Raw genomic sequence first — 19,955 nt, forward strand, 5'->3', positions numbered from 1 at the left:
ATCGGACTTATCTCAGTCCAAGCCAGATCAGCGTGCCCGCGCCCAGCACGATGCGATACCAGGCAAAGGGGGCAAAGCCGTAGCGCGTGACAATCGACAGAAACGCCTTCACCACCACCAGCGCGACGACGAACGACACCGCCGCACCCACCGCGATCAGGCCCAGATCGTCGCTGGTCAGCCTGTCGCCATGCTTGGCAAGCTGAAGCACCGTTGCGCCGGCCAGCGTCGGCATGGCGAGGAAAAAGCTGAATTCCGCCGCCGTCTTGCGATCCACGCCCATCGCCATCGCGCCCAGGATGGTGGCGCCCGACCGGCTGACCCCCGGCACCATGGCGAGACACTGGACCAGCCCGATCGCGGTAGAGGTGCGAAAACCGACTTTTGCCACGCCGCCGGAATCGGTGGGCCGGGCAAACCGTTCGACGATCAGGATGGCGATGCCGCCGATCACCAGCGCCCAGGCGACGACCACGATATTCTCAAGCAGCAGCTCGATCGCATCGCCAAAGGCCAGACCAAGAACCACCGCCGGGATGAACGCGATCAGCAGGTTGCGGGTAAAGGCGATGGCCAGCGGATCCAGCCGGAACAGGCCGACCGCCATGTCGCGGAACGTGCGCCAGTACAGCAGCACGATCGCCAGGATCGCGCCCGGCTGAATGGCGATGTTGAACACCGACCAGTCGGCCGCGCTGAACCCCAAAAATTCGGTAGCGAGCATCAGGTGGCCGGTCGACGACACCGGCAGGAATTCGGTCACGCCTTCGACAATGCCAAGCAGGATGGCGATCAGCAACGGGCTCATTCGGGTCTCCGGCAGCGGGGTTGGGGGCGGCCCGCGGGCCAGGTGAGCAAAAGTGCGGGATCAGGCCGGCGGCGTGGCAAATCGGCCATGGCGGCGATACAGCACCAGCCATCCCGGCGCGACCGTAGCCAGCGGCACGGGATCGATGCCGAACGCCTCGATCCCCTCGGCACCCGCCGGCACCACATTGTCGCTTTGCAGCATCGCCCATTGATCCCGGGTGATCGGCGCACCGGGCAGAAAGCCCAGCCGGGCAATGCCGCCGCCGACCCAGTCGGGCAGCTCGACAATGGCGGACGACCGGCCGATCGCCTCTGCAATCCAGCGGTTGAGGCCGCCCATCGTGATGATGTCCGGCCCGCCCAGGGCATAGGTCTTGCCACCATGCTTGCCGGGATCGGCAATCGCGCGGACTACCGCCTGCGCCACATCGGCGACATAGACCGGCTGAAACTTCGCATCGGCCTTCAGCACCGGGACGACCGGGGCCGCCGCAATCATTCCGGCGAAGCGATTGACGAACTGATCCTCGCGCCCGAACACGATTGACGGACGCAGGATGGTGGCCGCCGGAAACGCTGCCAGCACTGCCGCCTCGCCCGCCGCCTTTGACCGGCCATAGGCGCTGGGCGAACCGGCATCGGCACCCAGCGCGGAAATCTGAACCAGCGCAGACACGCCGGCATCAGCCGCCGCCCGCGCCACATTGCCTGCGCCGACGGCGTGGACCGCATCGAACCGGCCATTCAGAATGCCGACCAGATTGACGACCGCATCCGACCCGGCAATCGCGCGGGCCACCCTGTCCGGCCGGGTGATGTCAGCCGCGACGAACTGAACCTGACCAAGGCCGCCAAGCGGCTTCAGATAGAACGCCTTGCGCGGGTCGCGCTGTGCGATGCGAACGCGCGCGCCCGCAGCCAGCAATTCCTGGGCGATATACCGGCCCAGAAATCCGCCGCCACCGAACAGGGTAATCAGCCGGTCCTGCATCACTGCCTCATGCTTGGGATCACATGATCCATGGGTCGGCGCCCCAATGCCTTTTGTGGCCACAAACGGCAAGACCAAGCCGCCGCGACGCGCCGGAGCGGCCCCTGTTTGCGATCCGGCAACTTCCCCTGTTGACAAGCGCCCCGCTCTCCCCCTAGAGGCCGCCGCCTACCCCGTGCCCAGATGGCGGAATTGGTAGACGCACCAGCTTCAGGTGCTGGCGATCGCAAGGTCGTGGAGGTTCGAGTCCTCTTCTGGGCACCAAAAACGCTTCCGAAACGATCCGGGGGTGTTCAGCAAATAGTTAGTTTTGCAGTACAATTCGACGGAAAATCGCCGACGGACCTTCCGGCGACGTCCACCGCTTTCCAGCCCAAACACCAACATCTGTTGGTGTTATTGTTCGTGGTGGATCGACCCGGCTTTGCTGGGAAATCGACATGCTGCCTCATCTCCGAATCAGCGCCGCCAAGCCATACAAGCTCTCCGACGGGCAAGGACTGTTCCTTACGGTCCAGCCCAACGGCTCAAAACTGCGGAAGCTGAATTTTCGTCATCTCGGCAAGCAGAAGACCCTGCATCTCGGCATTTGGCCGGATGTAGGCCTCGCCGACGCCAGGGGCCGGCGTGACGAGGCACGTCGCCTTATTGCAGCCGGCCGCGACCCGGCCGTCGAAAAAAAGCGTGCGGGCGTTGCGGCCATCGCCGCCGCAGCCATACTGGCCATCGCGACGATCTGTTTCCGTGCATGGGTAATCCCAAGCGGCCAATGTCCGAAAACGCGGTCAACCAGGCGCTGCGCCGTCTCGGCTACAGCCAGCAGGAAATGACTGCGCACGGCTTCCGGGCAATGGTCGCGACCCTGCTCAATGAAATGGGCATCTGGAACCCTGACGCGATCGAGAAGCAGCTGGCCCATCTTGATGCTAGCGCCGTGCGGCGCGTCTACACCCACGGAGAATATTGGGATGAACGCGTTCGCCTGATGCAGCATTGGTCGGATCATCTCGACCAGCTGCGCGGCGCTAGGAATGTGATGAAAGTCGATTTTGGCAGGAGGGCGCCGGAATAGGACCAACATGAGTTGGAAACTAGTGAGGAAACCTCGGACAGGATCGGATCGTGCCCGAGGCTTTGTAACCTTCGGAGCCCTTCACTCCTTGTCATCGTTGGACGCACTGGTTGACCAAAGTCCGTCCGCTGCGCCGATCAAAAAACGCTGGCTCCTCGGTGATGGCTTCCACGGGGAGGGGTGCGCCATGACTGAACGACTGACGTCGGGTCGTACCCAACCTGTCGCCTGTTCGTAAAACCCCCCTGGATTTGCCTCATATATGTGATGGTTTTTTATGCGATTTTAAACATAATTTATTTTTATGCTCTTTTGCACATATTTGATCTTTATGCTAAAAATAGCATATTAAACACTTATGCGATTTCTGGCATAAAGCGCCGAGGAGAACAAACATGTCGCAGCTTGTCAGATCGTCAGTTCAGCTCGGTAACGTCATAAGGCGTGCACGCAAAAACCGCGGCTGGACACAGTCGCAGCTCGCAGATCACGCGGGCCTGCGCCAAGAGCTAGTCTCCAAAATAGAGACCGGACACGAAAGCACGAAGCTGTCCACCATTCACGCGATATTCGCAGCCCTAAGCCTCGATCTAGTGGTCGAGGCGCGAAACGCCAGGCAGACCGCCGATATCGAGGACATTTTCTGATGCCACGCCGGAGGGTCCATGCGCCGCTTGACGTCCTCATCAACGGGCGGATGGTCGGGCACCTCGAGAAAGAGGCCAGCGGTGCCACTAAATTCACCTACGCCCGGGGCTGGCTAGACTGGGAACATGCATTTGCCATCTCCCTCTCGCTTCCGCTCCGCGAAACACCGTGGACCGGAGCATCCGTCGTGGCTGTCTTCGAGAACCTTCTGCCCGACAATCCCAACATCCGGAAAAAGGTCGCCGAACGCACCGGGGCAGCCGGTACGGACGCGTACAGTCTGCTGGAGGAAATCGGGCGCGACTGCGTAGGGGCAATGCAATTCCTTCATGCAGACGATGACCATGATCTCGTGCCGAAGATCGAAGGCGAGGCAGTGTCCGAAGAGGATATCGAGCGCATTCTGGCAGGTCTTGCACGGGCACCGCTCGGCATGGATATGGACAATGACTTCCGGATCTCCGTTGCAGGCGCACAGGAAAAGACTGCACTGCTCCTGCAAGACGGAAAATGGATACGCCCCTCGGGAGCGACACCGACAACGCACCTTCTCAAGCCTCAGCTTGGCCAGATTCCGACCGCCTCTGGTATCATCGATATGAATGCCAGTGTCGACAACGAGCACTATTGCCTGACATTGCTCGAGGAGTTCGGCCTCAAGGTCGCCACCACTTGGACCGAGACCTTCGGCAAGCGCCGCGTCCTTGTGGTCGAGCGCTTCGACAGACGCTGGCGCGGCACGAACGATCTTCTGCGTATGCCACAAGAGGACTGCTGTCAGGCTCTCGGGGTGCCTCCAGCCAAAAAGTATCAGAGCCAAGGCGGGCCCGGCGCAGTCAGCATACTCGGCCTGCTTCAGGGGTCCAATGAGCCAATGGATGACCAGCGAGACTTTTTCATCGCTCTCATTCTGTTCTGGCTGATCGGAGCTACGGATGGCCATGCCAAGAATTTCTCGATCTTCCTGCATCCAGGCGGCCGCTATCGCTTGACGCCGATGTACGATGTTCTTTCATCCCAACCCGCCTTCGACCGGTTGCAGATACCTAACAACAAGTACACGCTGGCCATGTCTGCCGGGGACAGCCGGAAGTACAAAATTCTCGAAATTGCCGGACGCCACTTCATACAGACGGCCAAGGAGGCAGGGATTGGCAAGACACCAATCGAAATGGCGATACACAGCATTTTACAGCGTGCAGGTACCGCGCCAGCCCGAGCGGTGGAGCGGATGCCATCCGATTTCTCCTTCGAGCTTTACGAGAGCATCGAACGGGCAATCAGCAGCCGACTGAACCTTCTCGAAGCTGGCCTCAGGGAGCTGTGATGGCACTTAGAGCGGCCAACCGCAGAGCGCGTTATAAAGGTCAATCCGTCGAATTGAGGGCATATGCAAACCACTTCATGCTCAACCTTCCAGGACAGGGCCGGCATTATCCGTCAGCAGCTTCAGGCTTCGATACTGGACCAAAGTTGCACGCCCGACTTTGGTCGTTTCAAGGTCGCCGGACTGGATGGCCCATGACACAGTCCGGTCGAATAGACGCTCCTCCCGGCGCTGTCGCTAAGATCTGGAAGCTGCGCTTCGCCAGGTCGATGGCCACGATGTGGACGTCGGTCATCTGCTCCTCCTTCGCAAGGCGCCTTTCAGCGCCGGTCCGGCATCATATGACGCCGCTCGAAGGGGGTCTCCCCATCAGCTCAAGTTGCCGCTAGCCCGCCTGCTCTAAATGGAGTTGAGTAATTCGCTCCGAGCACACCCCATGCACCACGCGGCCAAGCTCCTCAACCCGCTCACCAAGCCAGCGCAGTTCCTCCTCGCTGATCCGGTAGTGCTTCGAGTACCGTGCCTTCACATAGGCTTCCTTGAGCTTCTCCCAGGCGCGCTGCTCGAACCGGCGATCGGCTGGCCAGACATCGACCAGCCGCCGGTCCAGCCGCTCGGCCTGGGTGCGCAGGAACCCGATATTGTGAACATGCGGCGTGTAGAAGGTAACCACCAGCAACAGGCAGTGGTAAAGTGACTCTGTACTCTGATGCAGCAGGAACGCCGCCTTCTTGTTCCATCCCTTGTCGATGGTGAATTTTGCAGTCTCAAGAAACTGCAAAGCTCCCGGCATCCACTCCTCAAAATACTCCTTCGCCATGGCGAGCGCCTGTTCGGGTGTCTTGGGCTTGGGGATGTGGAGCTCGGTATCGTCGAACTGGTAGAGCGCGATGCCGTCGCGGGCGATGTCCATGAAGAAGTAGCGGCCATGGGCAAGGCCGTCATTTACCTCCTGCAGGGTATGGACGATGAAGTTGACCGGGGTGCTCAGCGTCCTGGTGATGCCCAGCTCGCGGTTCAGCCGGTCTTCCAGCTTCAGCCAGTAGCTGACGCGGTCGGTGAGGCGCTTGTCGTTGACGATGACCAGCAGGTCGAAGTCCGACTTGTAGCCCTTGGCGGTATGCGGCTCATCGACCCATCCGCCCCTGGCATAGCTGCCATAGAGGATGACCTTGAGGATGCGCCCCTTCTTTTTCCACTCATGCTTGGCCAGCGCCAGCGCGTCGTCGAACTCCTCGAACAGGATCTGCAGCACCCGCTCCAGCTCGCGCTGCTTGGCCGGGGGGAGATGATCGATATCGCTGCGCATGGTCTCCTCACCCTGTAGGGCTTGATCATGGATGGCAAGTCATTGGCCAGGCTCACCATGGCCAGAGATGCCGCCAGAATGGATCAGGTTCGGGCCTTGTCTCGATGAGCCGCTTGAGCCCCTTCGACCAGCGCGGCCTCCACTCTGCCAACGCTGATCCCGAACATCATCTCCAGCGCCTCGTTGCTGAGCGAAGGGGATTGTCCCTGGGCCCCCGCTGCACATTGTCGAACCGGTCCTGACGGCGATCAAGTTCGGAGTGGAAGGCGATGATCTGCGCATTAATCGACACGCCGTTGGGGCTGCCCGCGTTTCCGCTTCGCGGGGCAGACAAGGGAAAGTTGTACGACGGCAAGTTGCAGGTCGTACCCGATCCGGTTAGGCACCCGCCATGACTGACACTCCGCCCGTTCAGCTTATCCGACCCAAGCGCTTCGGCGATACCCGTGGCTGGTTCACCGAAGTCTATTCGGTGCCCGCCTTCGCCGCGCTGGGTATTCCCTGCATGTTCGTGCAGGACAATCACTCGCTTTCAGTCCCGGCCTTCACCCTGCGCGGTCTGCATTTCCAGACACCGGACCGGGGGCAGGACAAGCTTGTCCGCTGTGTCCGCGGGCGGATTTTCGACGTCGCGGTCGATGTGCGGCGCGGTTCGCCCACCTATGGCCAGTGGGTCGGCGCCGAACTTTCCGCCGAGAATGGGCATCAGCTCTTCATCCCGATTGGTTTCGCGCACGGCTTCCTGACGCTCGAGCCCGATTGCGAAGTCACCTACAAATGCTCCGACACCTATGCCCCGGCGAACGACGGCGGCATCCGGTGGGACAGCGTCGGCATCGACTGGCCGATGCCCGGGGGGACCACCCCCGAACTAAGCCCGAAGGACAAGGTGCAGCCGACGCTTGCCGAGTTCGACAGCCCCTTTGCCTATGACGGCCGCCCGCTGGCGCCGCTCGCCTGAAGGACATACCCATGCGCATTTTCGTCACCGGCGGCGCCGGCTTCATCGGTTCGGCGCTGGTCCGCCACCTGATCGAGAACACCACTCACGAAGTTCTGAACTTCGACAAGCTGACCTATGCGGGCACGCTGTCAACGGTCGAGCGGGTGGCAAATTCGAATCGCTATCGCTTCGTTCAGGGCGACATCTGCGATGCAGAGGCCGTTCGCGCTGCGATCGCCGGGTTCAAGCCCGACGTCGTGACCCATCTGGCGGCGGAGAGCCATGTCGACCGCTCCATCGACGGGCCAGGCGCGTTCATCCAGACCAACGTCGTCGGCACCTATACGATGCTGGCCGAGGCGCGCGCCTATTGGCTGGGCCTCGACCCTGAGGCGAAGGCGGCGTTCCGTTTCCACCACATCTCGACCGACGAGGTGTACGGAACGCTGGGCGACACCGGCCTTTTCACCGAAGAAACCTCCTATGACCCGCGCTCGCCCTATTCGGCGTCGAAGGCGGGGTCGGACCATCTGGTCAGTGCGTGGGGGCACACGTTCGGCCTGCCGGTGCTGATCACCAACTGTTCGAACAATTACGGGCCGTATCACTTCCCCGAAAAGCTGATCCCGCTGATGATCGCAAAGGCGCTGGATGGCGAGCCGCTGCCCATTTACGGCAAGGGCGATCAGGTCCGCGATTGGCTGTATGTCGAGGATCACGTGCGCGCGCTGCAGGCGGTGTTCGAGCGCGGCACGCCGGGCCGCACCTATAATGTCGGTGGGCATAACGAGCGGCAGAATATCGAGGTGGTGAAGACGCTTTGCAGCATCCTCGACGAACTGCGCCCCCGCGCCGACGGCCGCCCCTATGCCGAGCAGATGACAGAGGTCGCCGACCGCCCCGGCCACGACAAGCGCTATGCGATCGATGCGAGCCGCATCGGCGAAGAATTGGGCTGGACGCCGGCGGAGACGTTCGAGACGGGCATCCGCAAGACGGTCGAATGGTATCTCGCCAACGAGGATTGGTGGCGCCCGCTGGTCGCGGCCAAGGCGGCCGAACGCCGCGGCGTTGCCGCCTGATGCGCGACATCCTCGTCACCGGCGCGGGCGGGCAGCTCGGCACCGAGCTTCGCCGCGCGGCGCTGCCCGCGGGCTATGCGATCCATGCGGTCGATGTGGACACGCTCGACCTGACCGACACCGCCGCGATCGTTGCCAAGGTAGCCGAGCGTCCCTGGGCCGCAGTCATCAACGGCGCGGCCTATACCGCGGTCGACAAGGCCGAGAGTGATCAGGTGGCGGCCTGGGCGGTCAATGCGATGGCGCCGGCCGCGTTTGCGCAAGGCTGCGCCGCCGCTGGAATCCCGATCGTGCAGGTTTCGACCGATTATGTCTTTGCCGGGGACAAGGCCGGCGCGTGGCACGTGGACGATCCCGTCGCCCCGCTGGGCGTCTATGGCGCGTCAAAGCTTGGCGGCGAACTGGCGGTGCGGACTTCGGGCGCGCGCCATGCAATCGTGCGGACGGCGTGGGTCGTGTCCGCGCATGGCAATAACTTCGTCAAGACGATGCTGCGCGTGGGCGCCACCCGCGACGAACTGGGCGTCGTCGATGACCAGCGCGGCAGCCCGACCAGCGCCGCCGACCTTGCCGCCGCGCTCCTTACCATCGCGATCCGCCTGATTGAGGACGAGGGCGCACCCACCGGCACCTTCCACTTCAGCAATGCGGGCGCGGTCAGCTGGGCCGGCTTTGCGAGCGAAATCTTCGCGCAGAGCGGCGCGCGCGGCGGCGCGGTCGCCGCGGTCAAGCCGATCGCCACCGCCGATTATCCGACGCCGGCCCGCCGGCCCGCCAATTCGCTGCTCAGCCACGACGCAATCCGCGCCGCATACGGCATCGAGCCGCGACCGTGGCAGGCGGCGCTTGGCGACATCCTCGACGAACTCATCGGAGTACCGCAATGAAGGGCATCATCCTCGCCGGCGGATCGGGCACCCGGCTGCATCCCGCGACGCTCGCGGTCAACAAACAGCTGCTGCCGGTCTATGACAAGCCGATGATCTATTACCCGCTGAGCGTGCTGATGCTGGCTGGGATCCGCGAGATCCTGATCATCTCCAGCCCCGAATATCTCGATAATTATCAGCGGCTGTTTCAGGACGGCTCCGCCTTTGGCCTCGACATCCAATATGCGGAGCAGCCGAGCCCCGACGGGCTGGCACAGGCGTTCACGATCGGCGCGGACTTTATCGGCGACGACCATGTGGCGCTGGTGCTGGGCGACAATATCTTCTTCGGCGCGCACCTCACAGACCTGCTGGCGAGTGCGGTTACGCGGCCCAAGGGCGCGACGGTATTCAGCTACCGCGTCGAGGACCCGGAGCGGTACGGCGTCGTTGAGTTCGGCGAAGGCGGCAAGGCGATCAGCCTAGAGGAAAAGCCCGAGCGGCCGAAATCGAACCATGCGGTCACGGGCCTTTATTTCTACGACAACCGCGTCGTCGAGATGGCCCGAAACCTGAAACCCTCCGCGCGCGGCGAGCTTGAGATCACCGACCTCAACCGCCTGTATCTGGAGGCTGGCGACCTGTTCGTCGAACAGATGGGCCGGGGCTATGCCTGGCTCGACACGGGCACGCACGACAGCCTGCTAGAAGCGGGCGAGTTCGTCCGCACGCTCCAGCACCGCCAGGGCATCCAGATCGCCTGCCTCGAGGAAATCGCCTTCGAAATGGGCTTCATCGACGCCGACAAGGCCCGCGCCGCCGGCGAACGGTTCAAGAAGACCGCCTATGGCCGCGCGATCCTGAAGGCGGTAGATGAGCATCAAGAGCAGGCTCGCGTCTGAACCGCAGGCGCGCCGGACGAGGCGTCCGCGCACCGATCGAACGATAGGGGATTACCTGTGGCGAGTGGCAGGGCGGTCAAGGCCGGCATCTGGAGCACAGTTGACCTTGTTGTTCGGCTCGTGGTTTCGTTCGTCACGTCGATCATTCTTGCCCGTATTCTAACACCGGCAGATTTCGGCATCTTCGCGCTGGTCATGTTCTTCGTGATGGTGTCGCAGGTCCTCGTCGACCGCGGTCTCGCGACCGCGTTGATCCAGGGGCAGGCAGAATCTGCCGACCAGAAGAATGCGCTGTTCTGGACGACGCTCACGATAGCAGCAGTCATGGCAGTTGCCATTGGACTAATGGCACCGTCATTTGCCGCTTATTTTCGCTATCCGGTACTTCAACCACTGCTCTATGTTTGCGCTGGTATCGTCGTCGTCAGCGCACTCGCCTCGGTTCCCACTGCAATCCTCCAGCGTGAACTCCGGTTCGAAGCAATCGCCAAGACCGGTCTTGTCTCCTCCAGCGTCAGCGCCGTAGCGGCGGTCGTCGCCGCCCTTTACGGTGCAGGGGTATGGAGCTTCGCGATCCAGGCGGGTGCCTATTCGGTCATCAACAGCGCCCTGATCTGGATTCGGTGCGACTGGCGCCCGGGCCCGTGGCCGCGCTTCGGGGAGGCAGCACTGATGCTGCGCTTCGGCAGTTTCGTGACGCTCTCGAGCCTGATGGACGTGGTCTACATGAACGCCGCGTCGTTGATTATCGGCCGGCTCCACGGCGCGGCGGATCTCGGCTTCTTCAACCGGGCGCAGAACCTGCAGAACCTGCCGGGCAATATCCTCGCGGCGATCGTCACGCGCGTTGCGCTACCGCTGTTTTCCGCGCAGCAGCACGACCACGACGCGCTGCGCCGCGGGGTGCGGCTGGTGCAGGGCGCGATCATGCTCGTTAACTTGCCACTGATGGTGGCGATGGTGGTAATGCCCGACCTGATCGTCGGGTTTCTCTATGGGGCGAAATGGCTGTCGACGGCCCCGCTTCTAGCGATCATGGCGTTCGGCGGCGTGCTGTTCCCGCTTCAGATCGTCAATATGCAGCTCGTCCTGTCGCAGGGCCGGTCGGGCCTGAGCTTCAAGGTCGAGGCGATCAAGAAATTGATCGGGCTGATCGCGATCTTCGCCGGCAGTGCCTTTGGGCTGACAGGGGTTGCCATCGGCCTCGCTGCTTCGATCTATCTCGGCTATGCGATCAATGCGGGCGTGGCGGGACGCATGATCGGCTATCGCCCGTTGGCTCAGCTTCGTGACCTCGTCGGGGTTCTCGCCGCTTCGCTCGTCATGGGCGTAGCCATAGCCGCGCTTCGATGGATGCTAAGTCCCGGGACCGCTGCTGAATTATTCATCCTGACCGGCTGGGGAATGCTAGTCTATGCCAGCGTCGTCCTGCTGGCGCGGGTGGGCGTGACCGATGAGCTCGTCGCGCTCACGCCTGTATCCCGGTTTATCGACCGAATCCCACGCCTTCGCCGTTGACCATCGCTGCTGCTTTGTGCGGATGCTCGATCTTGGCTGCGGGCGGCACGTCATGCGAGCCTGCCAATGCCGGATCAGTCGTTACGGACCGCTGCTGACGCTCGATAAAGATATGGTCGACCAGGCTCGATGACGGCGCATATTCGGACACCGTCTCCTGGAGGATGCGCCGAACCGCCGCGGCGTCCCGCTGGCGGATGGCCTGTTCCAGCTCGGTAAGCCCCATACGGAGCGTTGCCGCAGGCAGGAAGTTCTCCATCGCCTTGCGGATACGCGGATGCGCTGTCCCCAGTGGGGCATCGCCAATCAACAGCTCCTCGTACAGCTTCTCGCCCGGCCGAAGCCCGATGAACTTGAGCTCGATGTCGCCGAACGGATTTTGTGCGTCGCGGACCGTCAAGCCCGACAGTTCGATCATGTTGCGCGCCAGATCGACGATGCGGACGGGCTCGCCCATGTCGAGCACAAACACCTCCCCGCCGGACGCCATTGCACCGGCTTGGATCACCAGCTGGGCCGCCTCGGGGATGGTCATGAAGAAACGAGTGATCCGTTCGTCGGTGATCGTCACCGGGCCGCCGGCCATGATTTGCTTGCGAAAGACCGGAACGACCGAGCCCGACGAGCCGAGGACGTTTCCGAACCGGACCATCGACAGGCAGGTTTCGGGCTTCTCATCCGCCAGGGCCTGAAGTGACATTTCAGCGAGCCGCTTCGTCGCACCCATGACGTTTGTCGGGCGGACTGCCTTGTCGGTGCTGACGAGGACGAAGTGGCGAACCTTATACTGGATAGCAATTCGTGCGACGTTCAGCGTGCCAAACACATTATTGACCACGCCCTGGATCGGATTGTGCTCGACCAAGGGCACATGCTTGTAGGCAGCAGCGTGATAAACGTGACTAGGTCGCCAGCAGTCGATGATTTCCGAGACGCGCTGTTCGTTCTGGACTGAGCCTAGAAGCGGGATGATCTGGGTTTTCGCACGATCCTTGGCTTGCGCGTCGAGAGACAGCTCCAGCTCGCGATGGATTTCGTAGAGTGCGAATTCGCTGTTATCGAGCAGGAGCAGCGTTGCGGGCTGGGCAGCGATAATCTGTCGACACAGCTCGGAGCCGATCGATCCGCCGGCCCCCGTCACCAGAATAACATGTCCGGCCAAATGCGCGGTGATGACAGCGGTTGCAGGAGCGACAACATCTCGACCGAGAAGGTCGTTAATATCTAGATTGGTGATGCTCCCATCGGGAACGTTACCTAAAGCCAAATCGACAATATCGGGAAGCGTCTGGATGCGCAGTTGCAGAGCACGCAGCATACTGAGAATTTCGTTACGCCGCGCCTGAGATGCCGATGGAACCGCCAGCAGCACTTCGTCCACGTTGTATTTACGCACGGTTTCGAGCACTCGGTCCGGCGAGAACACACGGATGCCACTGACAGTCGCACCGTGCAGTCCCTTGTTGTCGTCGACGAACCCGACGACGCGCATGTCCGGGCGATTCGCAATCGCCGCGGCCAACTGTCGCCCCGACTGGCCGGCGCCGTAGATCAGGACGCGCTGGCGCACCGCCGCGCCCTCGCCGCGGCCCAGCAGCGTGTTCAGAAGGCTACGAGCGCCCCAGCGTGCGAGCACCATGAAAACGAACAGCAGCACGGGCTGGATGATGCCGACCGTTCGCGGTACCCCCGGTAGGCTCCAAGCTGTGAAGATCGCGAAATAGGCAAGCGCGTAGACGAGCGAGGCCACCAAAACCTGATTTGACGTCGAAATCTCCGCGTGCCGGAACACCGGCCGATAAACGCCGAACATCCCAAAGATCGGCAAGGCCAGCGCAAGCGACCCGAGCACTGCCCACATGGGCGGGCCGTGAAGCGGGACCCAAGCGCTGAGTCTAAGAAAGTACGCGACCCAGACCGCCAAAATGCAAAGGCTGGCATCGACCGTGACTATTAGCATCCGCTTGCTCCACCGGGGCATTCGGATCGCTTGTTGAGCTACGCTAACCAATCGCATAGGGAGCGACACTTTCTTCCAACTCTCGAGCTGTGCGCTCTTACGCCGAACACCGTCGCTTGACCAGACGATGCAATTTTTCCTATCGGCCGAACCTATGCAACAGCGTCTACCGGGTATCGCCGAAAAACGTGCCTTTGATCTCGTGCTCGTTCTGATCCTGGCCGTTCCAGCGGTGGTGGCCTGCCTAATTGCAGCGGTAATTATCTGGTTCGACGATCGAGCAAACCCGTTCTTTGTCCAGACCCGACTTGGCCGCGGTGGCAGCCTGTTCCGATTGGTCAAGTTGCGCACGATGCGCGTAGGGACGGGGGACCGACCCTCTCACGAAGCCGGCCGGCAGCATATCACGCGCATCGGCGGGCTGATGCGCCGTACGAAACTGGACGAGCTGCCGCAGCTTTGGAACGTGCTTCGTGGCGAGATGAGCTTCGTCGGTCCGCGCCCCGGCTTGCCCAGCCAGGTTGAGCTGGCCAATTGCCGCCGTCGCTACGGCGTCGATCGGCTACTGCCTGGCATCACCGGTGTCGCGCAGGTTGCGGGGCTCGACATGTCAACTCCCGCGCAACTCGCTGAAAAGGATGCGACCTATATCGGGCCATGGTCGCTTCGCCGCGACCTGGTGTTGCTGCTTCAGACCGGGCTCGGCCGTGGTCGCGGGGATGCCGCGCGCCTCTAGCCCGTTAATCGGGCGAGCGCCATCCGATCGCCGAGTGGACGGCCTCGCGATCGCGCGCCAGTTGGGACGCCTCGACCCGCCCGCCGGCTAACAGGCGATCGATCATCGGTACGGGAAGTAGGCGTGAGCACCCGCTGGCCAGCGAATTCGCCAGCGTGTAGAGACTGTCGACCCGGTTCATGCTTGGGACTAAGATTCGGCCCGTCGCCCGGCTGAACGTACCCTCGTCGAGCGCCGTCAGATGCGCGCACAGATCGGCCAGCGAATCGAGGGACAGGAATCGCCGCGGTGCTAGCGCCAAGCCGAAAGGCAGCGGCCACCCCCTCTCTGCAACCCGCGCGATATGCCTCACCGCACCGCGCGCCCCGGGCCCGTAGAGCGGTGGAAGCCGGAGGACGATAGCCGGCTCGCCAAAGCCGGGCGCGGTCGCCGCCACCTCCATAGCGCGTTTCGATCGGCCGTAGAGGGCACCCGCCGAAGCCGACTCCGCATAAACCGAGCTTGCGGCGACGATCCGTGTAATCCCGCACCGCACCGCCGCGTTGCGGATTGCGGTGATCACCGTGGCCGCAGTGTTGACATCGGCTTCGGTATAGCTTTTGCGATCGGCGCGATCGGCGAAGTGGAAGACGATGTCGCATCCCTTCAGCGCCGGCTCGAGCGCAGCTGCGTCGCTCAAGTCCGGCACGATCCGCAACGCGCCATTGCCCTCACGGCCGCCTCGAGAGATGCCGACCACACGAAAGCCCCTAACGGTCAGAGCGGCCGCGACATGGCTGCCTGCGACGCCAGTAACGCCAGTGATTGCTGCGGTCTTCATCGAGACAGGGCATAGGCGACGGTTCGCTTTACTGCAACGCTGGGCGGCGCTAGCTAGCATGGCCTCGACGCCACGTGTGGCCTTGCTCGCAGATCAGCAACACACACTCCCTCCATCCGCCTCAAGGAAAATCGACGTTGCACGAGTTCGATCGGTTAGTAGGTGAAGTCCGGGCGGCGCTGCCCGACGACATAGACGCCTGCGTGTCGTTCGTCCTGTTCGGCAACGACCGTCAGGAGATCGTCGATGCGATTCGTCAGGCACAAGCGGCTTCCGTGCGTACGCATGTCGTCGTCGTCGACAACAGCGAGCCGCCACTCGACCTGGCCTTCGCCCGAGAGATGGGTGCTACCGTCGTCGCCACGCGGCAGAACGTGGGTTACGGGCGAGGCCACAACGTTGCGCTCGAGGCAAGCCGTGAAAAATGCCGCTATCACATCGTCATGAACACCGACCTGCATGTCGAGGATGACGCGATCGGGCGGATGGTCGCATTCATGGATGCCCATCCCGAGGCGGGGCTGGGAATGCCTCGCGTGCGCTACCCGGACGGATCACTTCAGCGACTATGCCGGCTGCTGCCCGATCCGCGCGACATGGTCGCCCGCCGCCTCCTGCACCGCGTGCGCTGGGGACGCGAGCGCAATCAGCGGTACGAGTTTCACAACTGGAATTACGACACGGTGGCGCAATTCCCGTTCCTGTCGGGTTGCTTCATGATCCTGCGGCGCTCGATCCTCGACTGCGTCGGGCATTTCGACGAGCGGTATTTTCTTTATGCCGAGGATCTCGACCTGTCGCGGCGGGTGCGCCAGGTATCTCAAACGCTCTACAACCCCGATGCAAGCGTCGTACATGAATATCGGAGCCAGAGCCGACCGTCCCTTCGCCGCATCCGCTATGCCGCCGTCAGCCTGTCGCAATATTTCTTCAAATGGGGCTGGTTCATCGATGCTGAGCGTGACCGCATCAATCGGGAGACGATCGAGCAGTTCGACTAGGATCGGGCAAGCCGGACAGGTCGTGTCGTCATCGCGTGTAACAGCCGAACGCGTTCGACCAGACGCTCCCGAGTCGCGCGCCGGCTCGTCGATGCGGTGGCAGAGACGACCGCGGCATGACGGCGATAGAGGATGAATGGGTCACGCACGACGGCAAGCTCGCCTTCGCGAGCCGCCTGGGCCGCAAGCCACATGTCATGCGGTATCTGCGCCGGAAAGGGCAGGCATGCATCGATGAAGTCACGTCGGCATGCCATAGTCGCGCCGATCACCGATGGCCGTGCGATCAGCGACACGAGGTCGAACCGAGCCGCCCGCGCTTCGAAATGACTGTTCTGCAAAGGCTGTAATTGTGAGTCGACTACCTTAGCGTCGCCGCACACGCACCATTTCCGCTCCAGTGCATCGAGCGACCTAGGCACGCGCGCAGGAAGGCACACATCGTCCTGATCCGAGAAGAAGATGTACCGACCGGTCGAGGCGGCGATCGCCCGTGCAAAATTACCTTGGTATCCAAGTCGATAGCCGCCCGATAGCAATCGGATCCGCGGGTCGTCGATGGCCCGGATGCGCTCGAGCGTGGTATCGCTCGATCCGTCGTCGGACACTATGATTTCGTCCGCCGATCCCAGCGCCGCCAGGATACTCGTTAGCTGTTCGGCGATGTATTCCGCCCCGTTGTAGCTGGCGAGGACAAAACTGATGCGGGTGCTGGTCATGCGGTGGGTTCCGGAAGCGCGGTGGCCTCGCGCGCCATCTCGCGCATCCGGCGAAGCGCAAACAGCGCACACAGCAGATAGGTGAGGCCGATAGAATTGTTCACGAATGGGTTGAACGCGGTGACAATGTACAACATGACGATGCCGAAGAAGAACGCGCTCGCAGGCTTTCGCACGTCACTGTCGAAGGGAATCTCGGAAAAATACCGCGCCGCCATCATCAGCGGAAGCAACATGAATGCGAGGCCCATAACGCCAAATCGCCAGATTGCCCACAGGAAGCTATTCTCGATATTCGCGCGGCCGTTGAGCAACGTGCCGGCGCCTTCGCCGAGCAACAGCGTGCTGTAGTCGAATGTCGCCAGGAAGAAGGACAGGTCGCGTGATCGCGTCTCGGCCGAGCTGGCGCGCGAGGGGTCGAACAGCAGGTCGAGGATCGCCTGGCTATAGAGCCCGAGCAGCAGGATCGCAGCCACAGCAACTATCATAATCGCCACCCGGCGACGGCCCGAGACGAAGCTAAGCGCGAGCGTCACCGCGACCGCAAGGTAAAGCCCACGAGTGAGCGACAGGCCAAGAGACAAGGCGAGGACGAACACCATCGACTTCCACCAGCGCGGCGTCAGCACAACAACGAAGACCAAAGCCACGCCGACAAAGAAATGCCCCTTGTAGAAAAAGTTGGTCGGTCCGCGAAAGATGAACTCGCCGGTTTCTTCGGACCAGAGATAGAGCGCGCCGAAATTGACGACACCCATCGACAAGCCGACCATTAGCAGCGAGGTGACGATTGCGACAGTCAAGCCCCCATAGACGATCAGCGACCCCGCGCGATTGATCGTCCGAACGTCCTGGAAAGCGAATGCGAAAAATGGCGCCGACAACCAGAACAGCAGCGGCTGGATCTCTTCGAACACGATGTCCGGGGGCGTCCCGCGACCAGCATCGACGAGAAGCCCGGGCAGCATGCTGGCAAAGAAGGCGAGCACCAGCAACGCCGCTGTCGGCACGCCGTCGCGCGAACGGCCGCTGCTGAGCAGCCCGACCGACGTCGCCAGCAGGCCAGCAACAAACAATAGCATGCGAAGGCTGATGGTTCCCATAGCAAACGTGCGGCCGCCACCGCCCACCACAACTTCGCCAAAGATTAGGAGAAACAGGGTCTCGATCACTGGTGCCGTCCGCGCGGCGGTGCAATCATCGCCTGCAGCACAGCCACGGCGAGATCAAGCCGACCGAGCCGGGCATACCGTACGGCCCGCAGCGCTTGGCGGGCCGGCAGCAGAGTGCGTGCGCGCCCGCCCAAGGTCTGGTAAAAAATCCGCTCTGCTGCAAGAATACTCTTTACACGGGAAAGCGAAAGCGTCCGCGGCGTGCGAATCGACAGATCGTGTGCCAGGTCGACGTCGATCGTGGCAACGCTGCTTCCCTCGCGTGCAAAGGCCAGAAACACCCAATGGTCGACGTAATCGAGCCAGAGGGCGGCGGGGAACCGCACCTTTTCGATGACTGCGCTGCGCACGATTACGCCCGATGAAATCGCCGTCGCCATGCCGCCGTTTTTCCCCGGTCGGTCAGTCGGTACAATCGATCCGGCAGGCGTGATCGTCGCAGGCGAGACGAGGAGACCGTCGTGCCGGATACGCGGGACGAGGACGGCCGCGTCGGCCGCAGCGGCGACAGTACAGCCTGCACTGGCTAGGTAATCGGGGGGAAGCCCGGTATCCTGATCGAGGAGTAGCAGCCACTTGCAATCCGCAGCACCTGCGCGCGCTGCCGCCGCGCGATAAGCGGCGCTCGTGCCGCCATTGGCCGGATCATGGATCAGCGCGGCATTGTCGGGCAGGGTCGCCGGATCGATCCGTGTTTCAGGCGAATTATCGTAGATCAGGCAGTAACGCAGCGCGCAGGAACTGGTCGCTCCCAGCCAGGCACGAAGTACCGGCCATGCCGCCGCTTCCTCGACGTGGCGCCCGTAGAGAACCAATACTGCCATCACGCCGCCAGCGAGCGTGTCCGCATCTCCCTTCATGTCCGGCCGTAGTTGTTGGCAAGGAACCCGGAGGGTTCGGTCACACCGAGAATATCTAGGGCCCATTCTTTCAGGGAATAGCGCGTCGTCATCTCGGGCGGAAGCGCCACGGGCGGCACAGCCAGAAATGCAGGGTCGAGAACCGGCGCCGCATCGTCTATTACGGCGACGTTCTCGGGCCGGTAAAAGTCGTAGGCAGTCACGCCCCGAGCGGTCGTCAGCAGCTTGCAACCGACGCCTACCGCATCCGCCGCGCGCATTGTCAGGCCGGTCTGCATCGGGTGCGGCAGGTCGATTAGGATGCGCGTGGCTGCGACCCGGCTGGCATATCGCTCGAACGGGAGCGTACGCACGTGAACGTCCCTATTGCGCCGCTGTGCCAGCATGCGCAGGCCGGTGGCGAGCCCGGTATATAGATAAAAGAACGCCTGAAGACCAAGGGCATCAGCTTGGGCTCGCAAACTTTCGACCTGTTTCATCCGGTCGTGGTGGAGCCAGCCCACGAAGCACAGGTCGACCGGCGCGGCAGGAGACGCAGCAAGCAGTTCAGGTCGATAGAATGTGGGACGGAACAAAAGGCTAGGCACCGCCGCCGCATCCGCCGGATCAAAGGTGAGCGCTCGATCGAAAAGGTCGAAGCGATCGGCGAGATCGGGGAACCGCGACAGCGAATCCCACAGGTAGATCGTGAATTTCGCCTGCGGCTGTGCCGTGCGCAACCTGGTGACGAACGCTTCGCTGAGCAGCCGCCCATTGATGACGACTACATGATCGATCTGCCCGAAATGCCGCGCGCGCTGAAGGATCCGCTCGTGGTGCCGTGCGTGGTCCGCCGCTGTGACCGGCGCGATGCGGCTCCGTAGCGGGGCGAAACGGTCGCGAGCCTCTGGCGCGCTCTCGATGTCGCTCAGCACCTCCGCGCCGAGTCGGCGAAGTTCGGCGGCGATGACGGTTTCGTAGTCGTAAAAGCCGATGCCGATCACGAGGATGCGAGCGCCGTCGAGCGGACGTTTTGTCATCCGCGACACCCTGCGCAAGGGCGCATCTGCGCCGGCCCTGGCCAATCGATCCTGCTTGTCTTCAACTCGCCGCTCCATCGCATCCAGCCCGTCGCCGACCGCATCGCTCCGGGAGGATAGACAAGCGGCGAGCGGGACTTCGGCGTTAGTCCCTGGCGGCGTCGGCACGCAACCGGGATTTCATCGCTGCGGTGCCG

At 62.4% G+C, this 19,955-nt stretch carries 19 protein-coding genes, 1 tRNA gene and 1 pseudogene; 12 read left to right on the plus strand and 9 right to left on the minus strand.

Going from position 1 to position 19,955, the window contains the following annotated elements; all coding sequences use genetic code 11:
• Positions 1-7 precede the first annotated feature (7 nt).
• Positions 8-808 carry an undecaprenyl-diphosphate phosphatase gene (locus ACNI3Q_RS05220; protein WP_426274589.1) on the minus strand — a complete coding sequence of 267 codons (801 nt, stop codon included), beginning with the start codon at positions 806-808 and terminating at the stop codon, positions 8-10.
• A gap of 60 nt (positions 809-868) precedes the next feature.
• Positions 869-1,801, minus strand: a complete 933-nt coding sequence (locus ACNI3Q_RS05225; protein WP_426274590.1) for a complex I NDUFA9 subunit family protein — start codon at positions 1,799-1,801, stop codon at positions 869-871.
• 177 nt (positions 1,802-1,978) lie between these two features.
• Here ACNI3Q_RS05225 and ACNI3Q_RS05230 point away from each other — a divergent pair.
• The 5 genes and pseudogenes from ACNI3Q_RS05230 to ACNI3Q_RS05250 all read left to right on the plus strand — a co-directional run bounded on the left by ACNI3Q_RS05230 (position 1,979) and on the right by ACNI3Q_RS05250 (position 4,848).
• Positions 1,979-2,065, plus strand: a tRNA-Leu gene (locus ACNI3Q_RS05230).
• 176 nt (positions 2,066-2,241) lie between these two features.
• Positions 2,242-2,631, plus strand: coding sequence for an Arm DNA-binding domain-containing protein (locus tag ACNI3Q_RS05235; protein ID WP_426274592.1), 390 nt, complete (start codon positions 2,242-2,244; stop codon positions 2,629-2,631).
• Positions 2,520-2,873: pseudogene (locus ACNI3Q_RS05240) on the plus strand (tyrosine-type recombinase/integrase); the annotation flags it as partial. The gene ACNI3Q_RS05235 and the pseudogene ACNI3Q_RS05240, both read left to right, overlap by 112 nt.
• 395 nt (positions 2,874-3,268) lie before the next feature.
• On the plus strand, positions 3,269-3,520 hold the full coding sequence (locus ACNI3Q_RS05245) for a helix-turn-helix domain-containing protein (RefSeq protein WP_426274595.1): 252 nt from the start codon (positions 3,269-3,271) through the stop codon (positions 3,518-3,520).
• Positions 3,520-4,848, plus strand: a complete 1,329-nt coding sequence (locus tag ACNI3Q_RS05250; protein WP_426274597.1) for a type II toxin-antitoxin system HipA family toxin — start codon at positions 3,520-3,522, stop codon at positions 4,846-4,848. Before ACNI3Q_RS05245 ends, ACNI3Q_RS05250 begins: the two co-directional genes overlap by 1 nt.
• 385 nt (positions 4,849-5,233) lie before the next feature.
• Here ACNI3Q_RS05250 and ACNI3Q_RS05255 read toward each other — a convergent pair whose 3' ends face one another.
• Positions 5,234-6,157 carry a HEPN domain-containing protein gene (locus tag ACNI3Q_RS05255; protein ID WP_426274599.1) on the minus strand — a complete coding sequence of 308 codons (924 nt, stop codon included), beginning with the start codon at positions 6,155-6,157 and terminating at the stop codon, positions 5,234-5,236.
• 391 nt (positions 6,158-6,548) lie between these two features.
• Here ACNI3Q_RS05255 and rfbC point away from each other — a divergent pair, with 391 nt between their 5' ends.
• The 5 genes from rfbC to ACNI3Q_RS05280 are packed head-to-tail and all read left to right on the plus strand — an operon-like array spanning position 6,549 to position 11,471.
• On the plus strand, positions 6,549-7,118 hold the full coding sequence (gene rfbC, locus ACNI3Q_RS05260; protein ID WP_426274601.1) for a dTDP-4-dehydrorhamnose 3,5-epimerase: 570 nt from the start codon (positions 6,549-6,551) through the stop codon (positions 7,116-7,118).
• Between the two features lie 11 nt (positions 7,119-7,129).
• A complete protein-coding gene (rfbB, locus tag ACNI3Q_RS05265; protein WP_426274603.1) occupies positions 7,130-8,182 on the plus strand; it encodes a dTDP-glucose 4,6-dehydratase in 1,053 nt (350 codons plus the stop codon).
• On the plus strand, positions 8,182-9,069 hold the full coding sequence (gene rfbD / locus ACNI3Q_RS05270) for a dTDP-4-dehydrorhamnose reductase (protein ID WP_426274605.1): 888 nt from the start codon (positions 8,182-8,184) through the stop codon (positions 9,067-9,069). The genes rfbB and rfbD overlap by 1 nt, the downstream gene beginning before the upstream one ends.
• Positions 9,066-9,953: a glucose-1-phosphate thymidylyltransferase RfbA gene (gene rfbA / locus ACNI3Q_RS05275; protein ID WP_426274607.1), complete on the plus strand. Its 888-nt coding sequence runs from the start codon at positions 9,066-9,068 to the stop codon at positions 9,951-9,953. Before rfbD ends, rfbA begins: the two co-directional genes overlap by 4 nt.
• Positions 9,954-10,010: 57 nt before the next feature.
• On the plus strand, positions 10,011-11,471 hold the full coding sequence (locus ACNI3Q_RS05280; RefSeq protein WP_426274609.1) for a lipopolysaccharide biosynthesis protein: 1,461 nt from the start codon (positions 10,011-10,013) through the stop codon (positions 11,469-11,471).
• Here ACNI3Q_RS05280 and ACNI3Q_RS05285 read toward each other — a convergent pair.
• A complete protein-coding gene (locus ACNI3Q_RS05285) occupies positions 11,440-13,332 on the minus strand; it encodes a polysaccharide biosynthesis protein (RefSeq protein WP_426274611.1) in 1,893 nt (630 codons plus the stop codon). The two genes, ACNI3Q_RS05280 and ACNI3Q_RS05285, sit on opposite strands and share 32 nt — an antisense overlap.
• Before the next feature lie 253 nt (positions 13,333-13,585).
• Between ACNI3Q_RS05285 and ACNI3Q_RS05290 the strand changes: the two genes are divergently transcribed.
• On the plus strand, positions 13,586-14,167 hold the full coding sequence (locus ACNI3Q_RS05290; RefSeq protein ID WP_426274613.1) for a sugar transferase: 582 nt from the start codon (positions 13,586-13,588) through the stop codon (positions 14,165-14,167).
• 4 nt (positions 14,168-14,171) lie between these two features.
• Here the strand turns inward: ACNI3Q_RS05290 and ACNI3Q_RS05295 are convergent, their stop codons facing one another.
• The gene (locus ACNI3Q_RS05295) at positions 14,172-14,987 is read right to left on the minus strand and encodes an NAD-dependent epimerase/dehydratase family protein (protein ID WP_426274615.1); all 816 of its coding nucleotides are present in this window, start codon (positions 14,985-14,987) and stop codon (positions 14,172-14,174) included.
• A 137-nt stretch (positions 14,988-15,124) separates the two neighbouring features.
• Between ACNI3Q_RS05295 and ACNI3Q_RS05300 the strand changes: the two genes are divergently transcribed.
• Positions 15,125-15,988 (plus strand): glycosyltransferase, encoded by an 864-nt coding sequence (locus tag ACNI3Q_RS05300; protein ID WP_426274617.1) that lies wholly within the window; start codon positions 15,125-15,127, stop codon positions 15,986-15,988.
• Here the strand turns inward: ACNI3Q_RS05300 and ACNI3Q_RS05305 are convergent.
• Genes ACNI3Q_RS05305 through ACNI3Q_RS05320 form a run of 4 tightly spaced genes read right to left on the minus strand, consistent with a single transcriptional unit; the run spans position 15,985 to position 19,758 of the window.
• Positions 15,985-16,707, minus strand: a complete 723-nt coding sequence (locus ACNI3Q_RS05305) for a glycosyltransferase (RefSeq protein ID WP_426274619.1) — start codon at positions 16,705-16,707, stop codon at positions 15,985-15,987. The genes ACNI3Q_RS05300 and ACNI3Q_RS05305 overlap by 4 nt on opposite strands.
• Positions 16,704-17,879, minus strand: a complete 1,176-nt coding sequence (locus ACNI3Q_RS05310; RefSeq protein ID WP_426274621.1) for a hypothetical protein — start codon at positions 17,877-17,879, stop codon at positions 16,704-16,706. Before ACNI3Q_RS05310 ends, ACNI3Q_RS05305 begins: the two co-directional genes overlap by 4 nt.
• A complete protein-coding gene (locus ACNI3Q_RS05315) occupies positions 17,876-18,739 on the minus strand; it encodes a glycosyltransferase family protein (protein ID WP_426274623.1) in 864 nt (287 codons plus the stop codon). The genes ACNI3Q_RS05310 and ACNI3Q_RS05315 overlap by 4 nt, the downstream gene beginning before the upstream one ends.
• Entirely contained in the window at positions 18,736-19,758 is a 1,023-nt protein-coding gene (locus tag ACNI3Q_RS05320; protein ID WP_426274625.1) for a WaaS/CpsH family glycosyltransferase, read from the minus strand. Before ACNI3Q_RS05320 ends, ACNI3Q_RS05315 begins: the two co-directional genes overlap by 4 nt.
• Positions 19,759-19,955 lie beyond the last annotated feature (197 nt).

This window comes from Sphingomonas eleionomae (assembly GCF_049889035.1).
Classification (GTDB): Bacteria; Pseudomonadota; Alphaproteobacteria; order Sphingomonadales; family Sphingomonadaceae; genus Sphingomonas.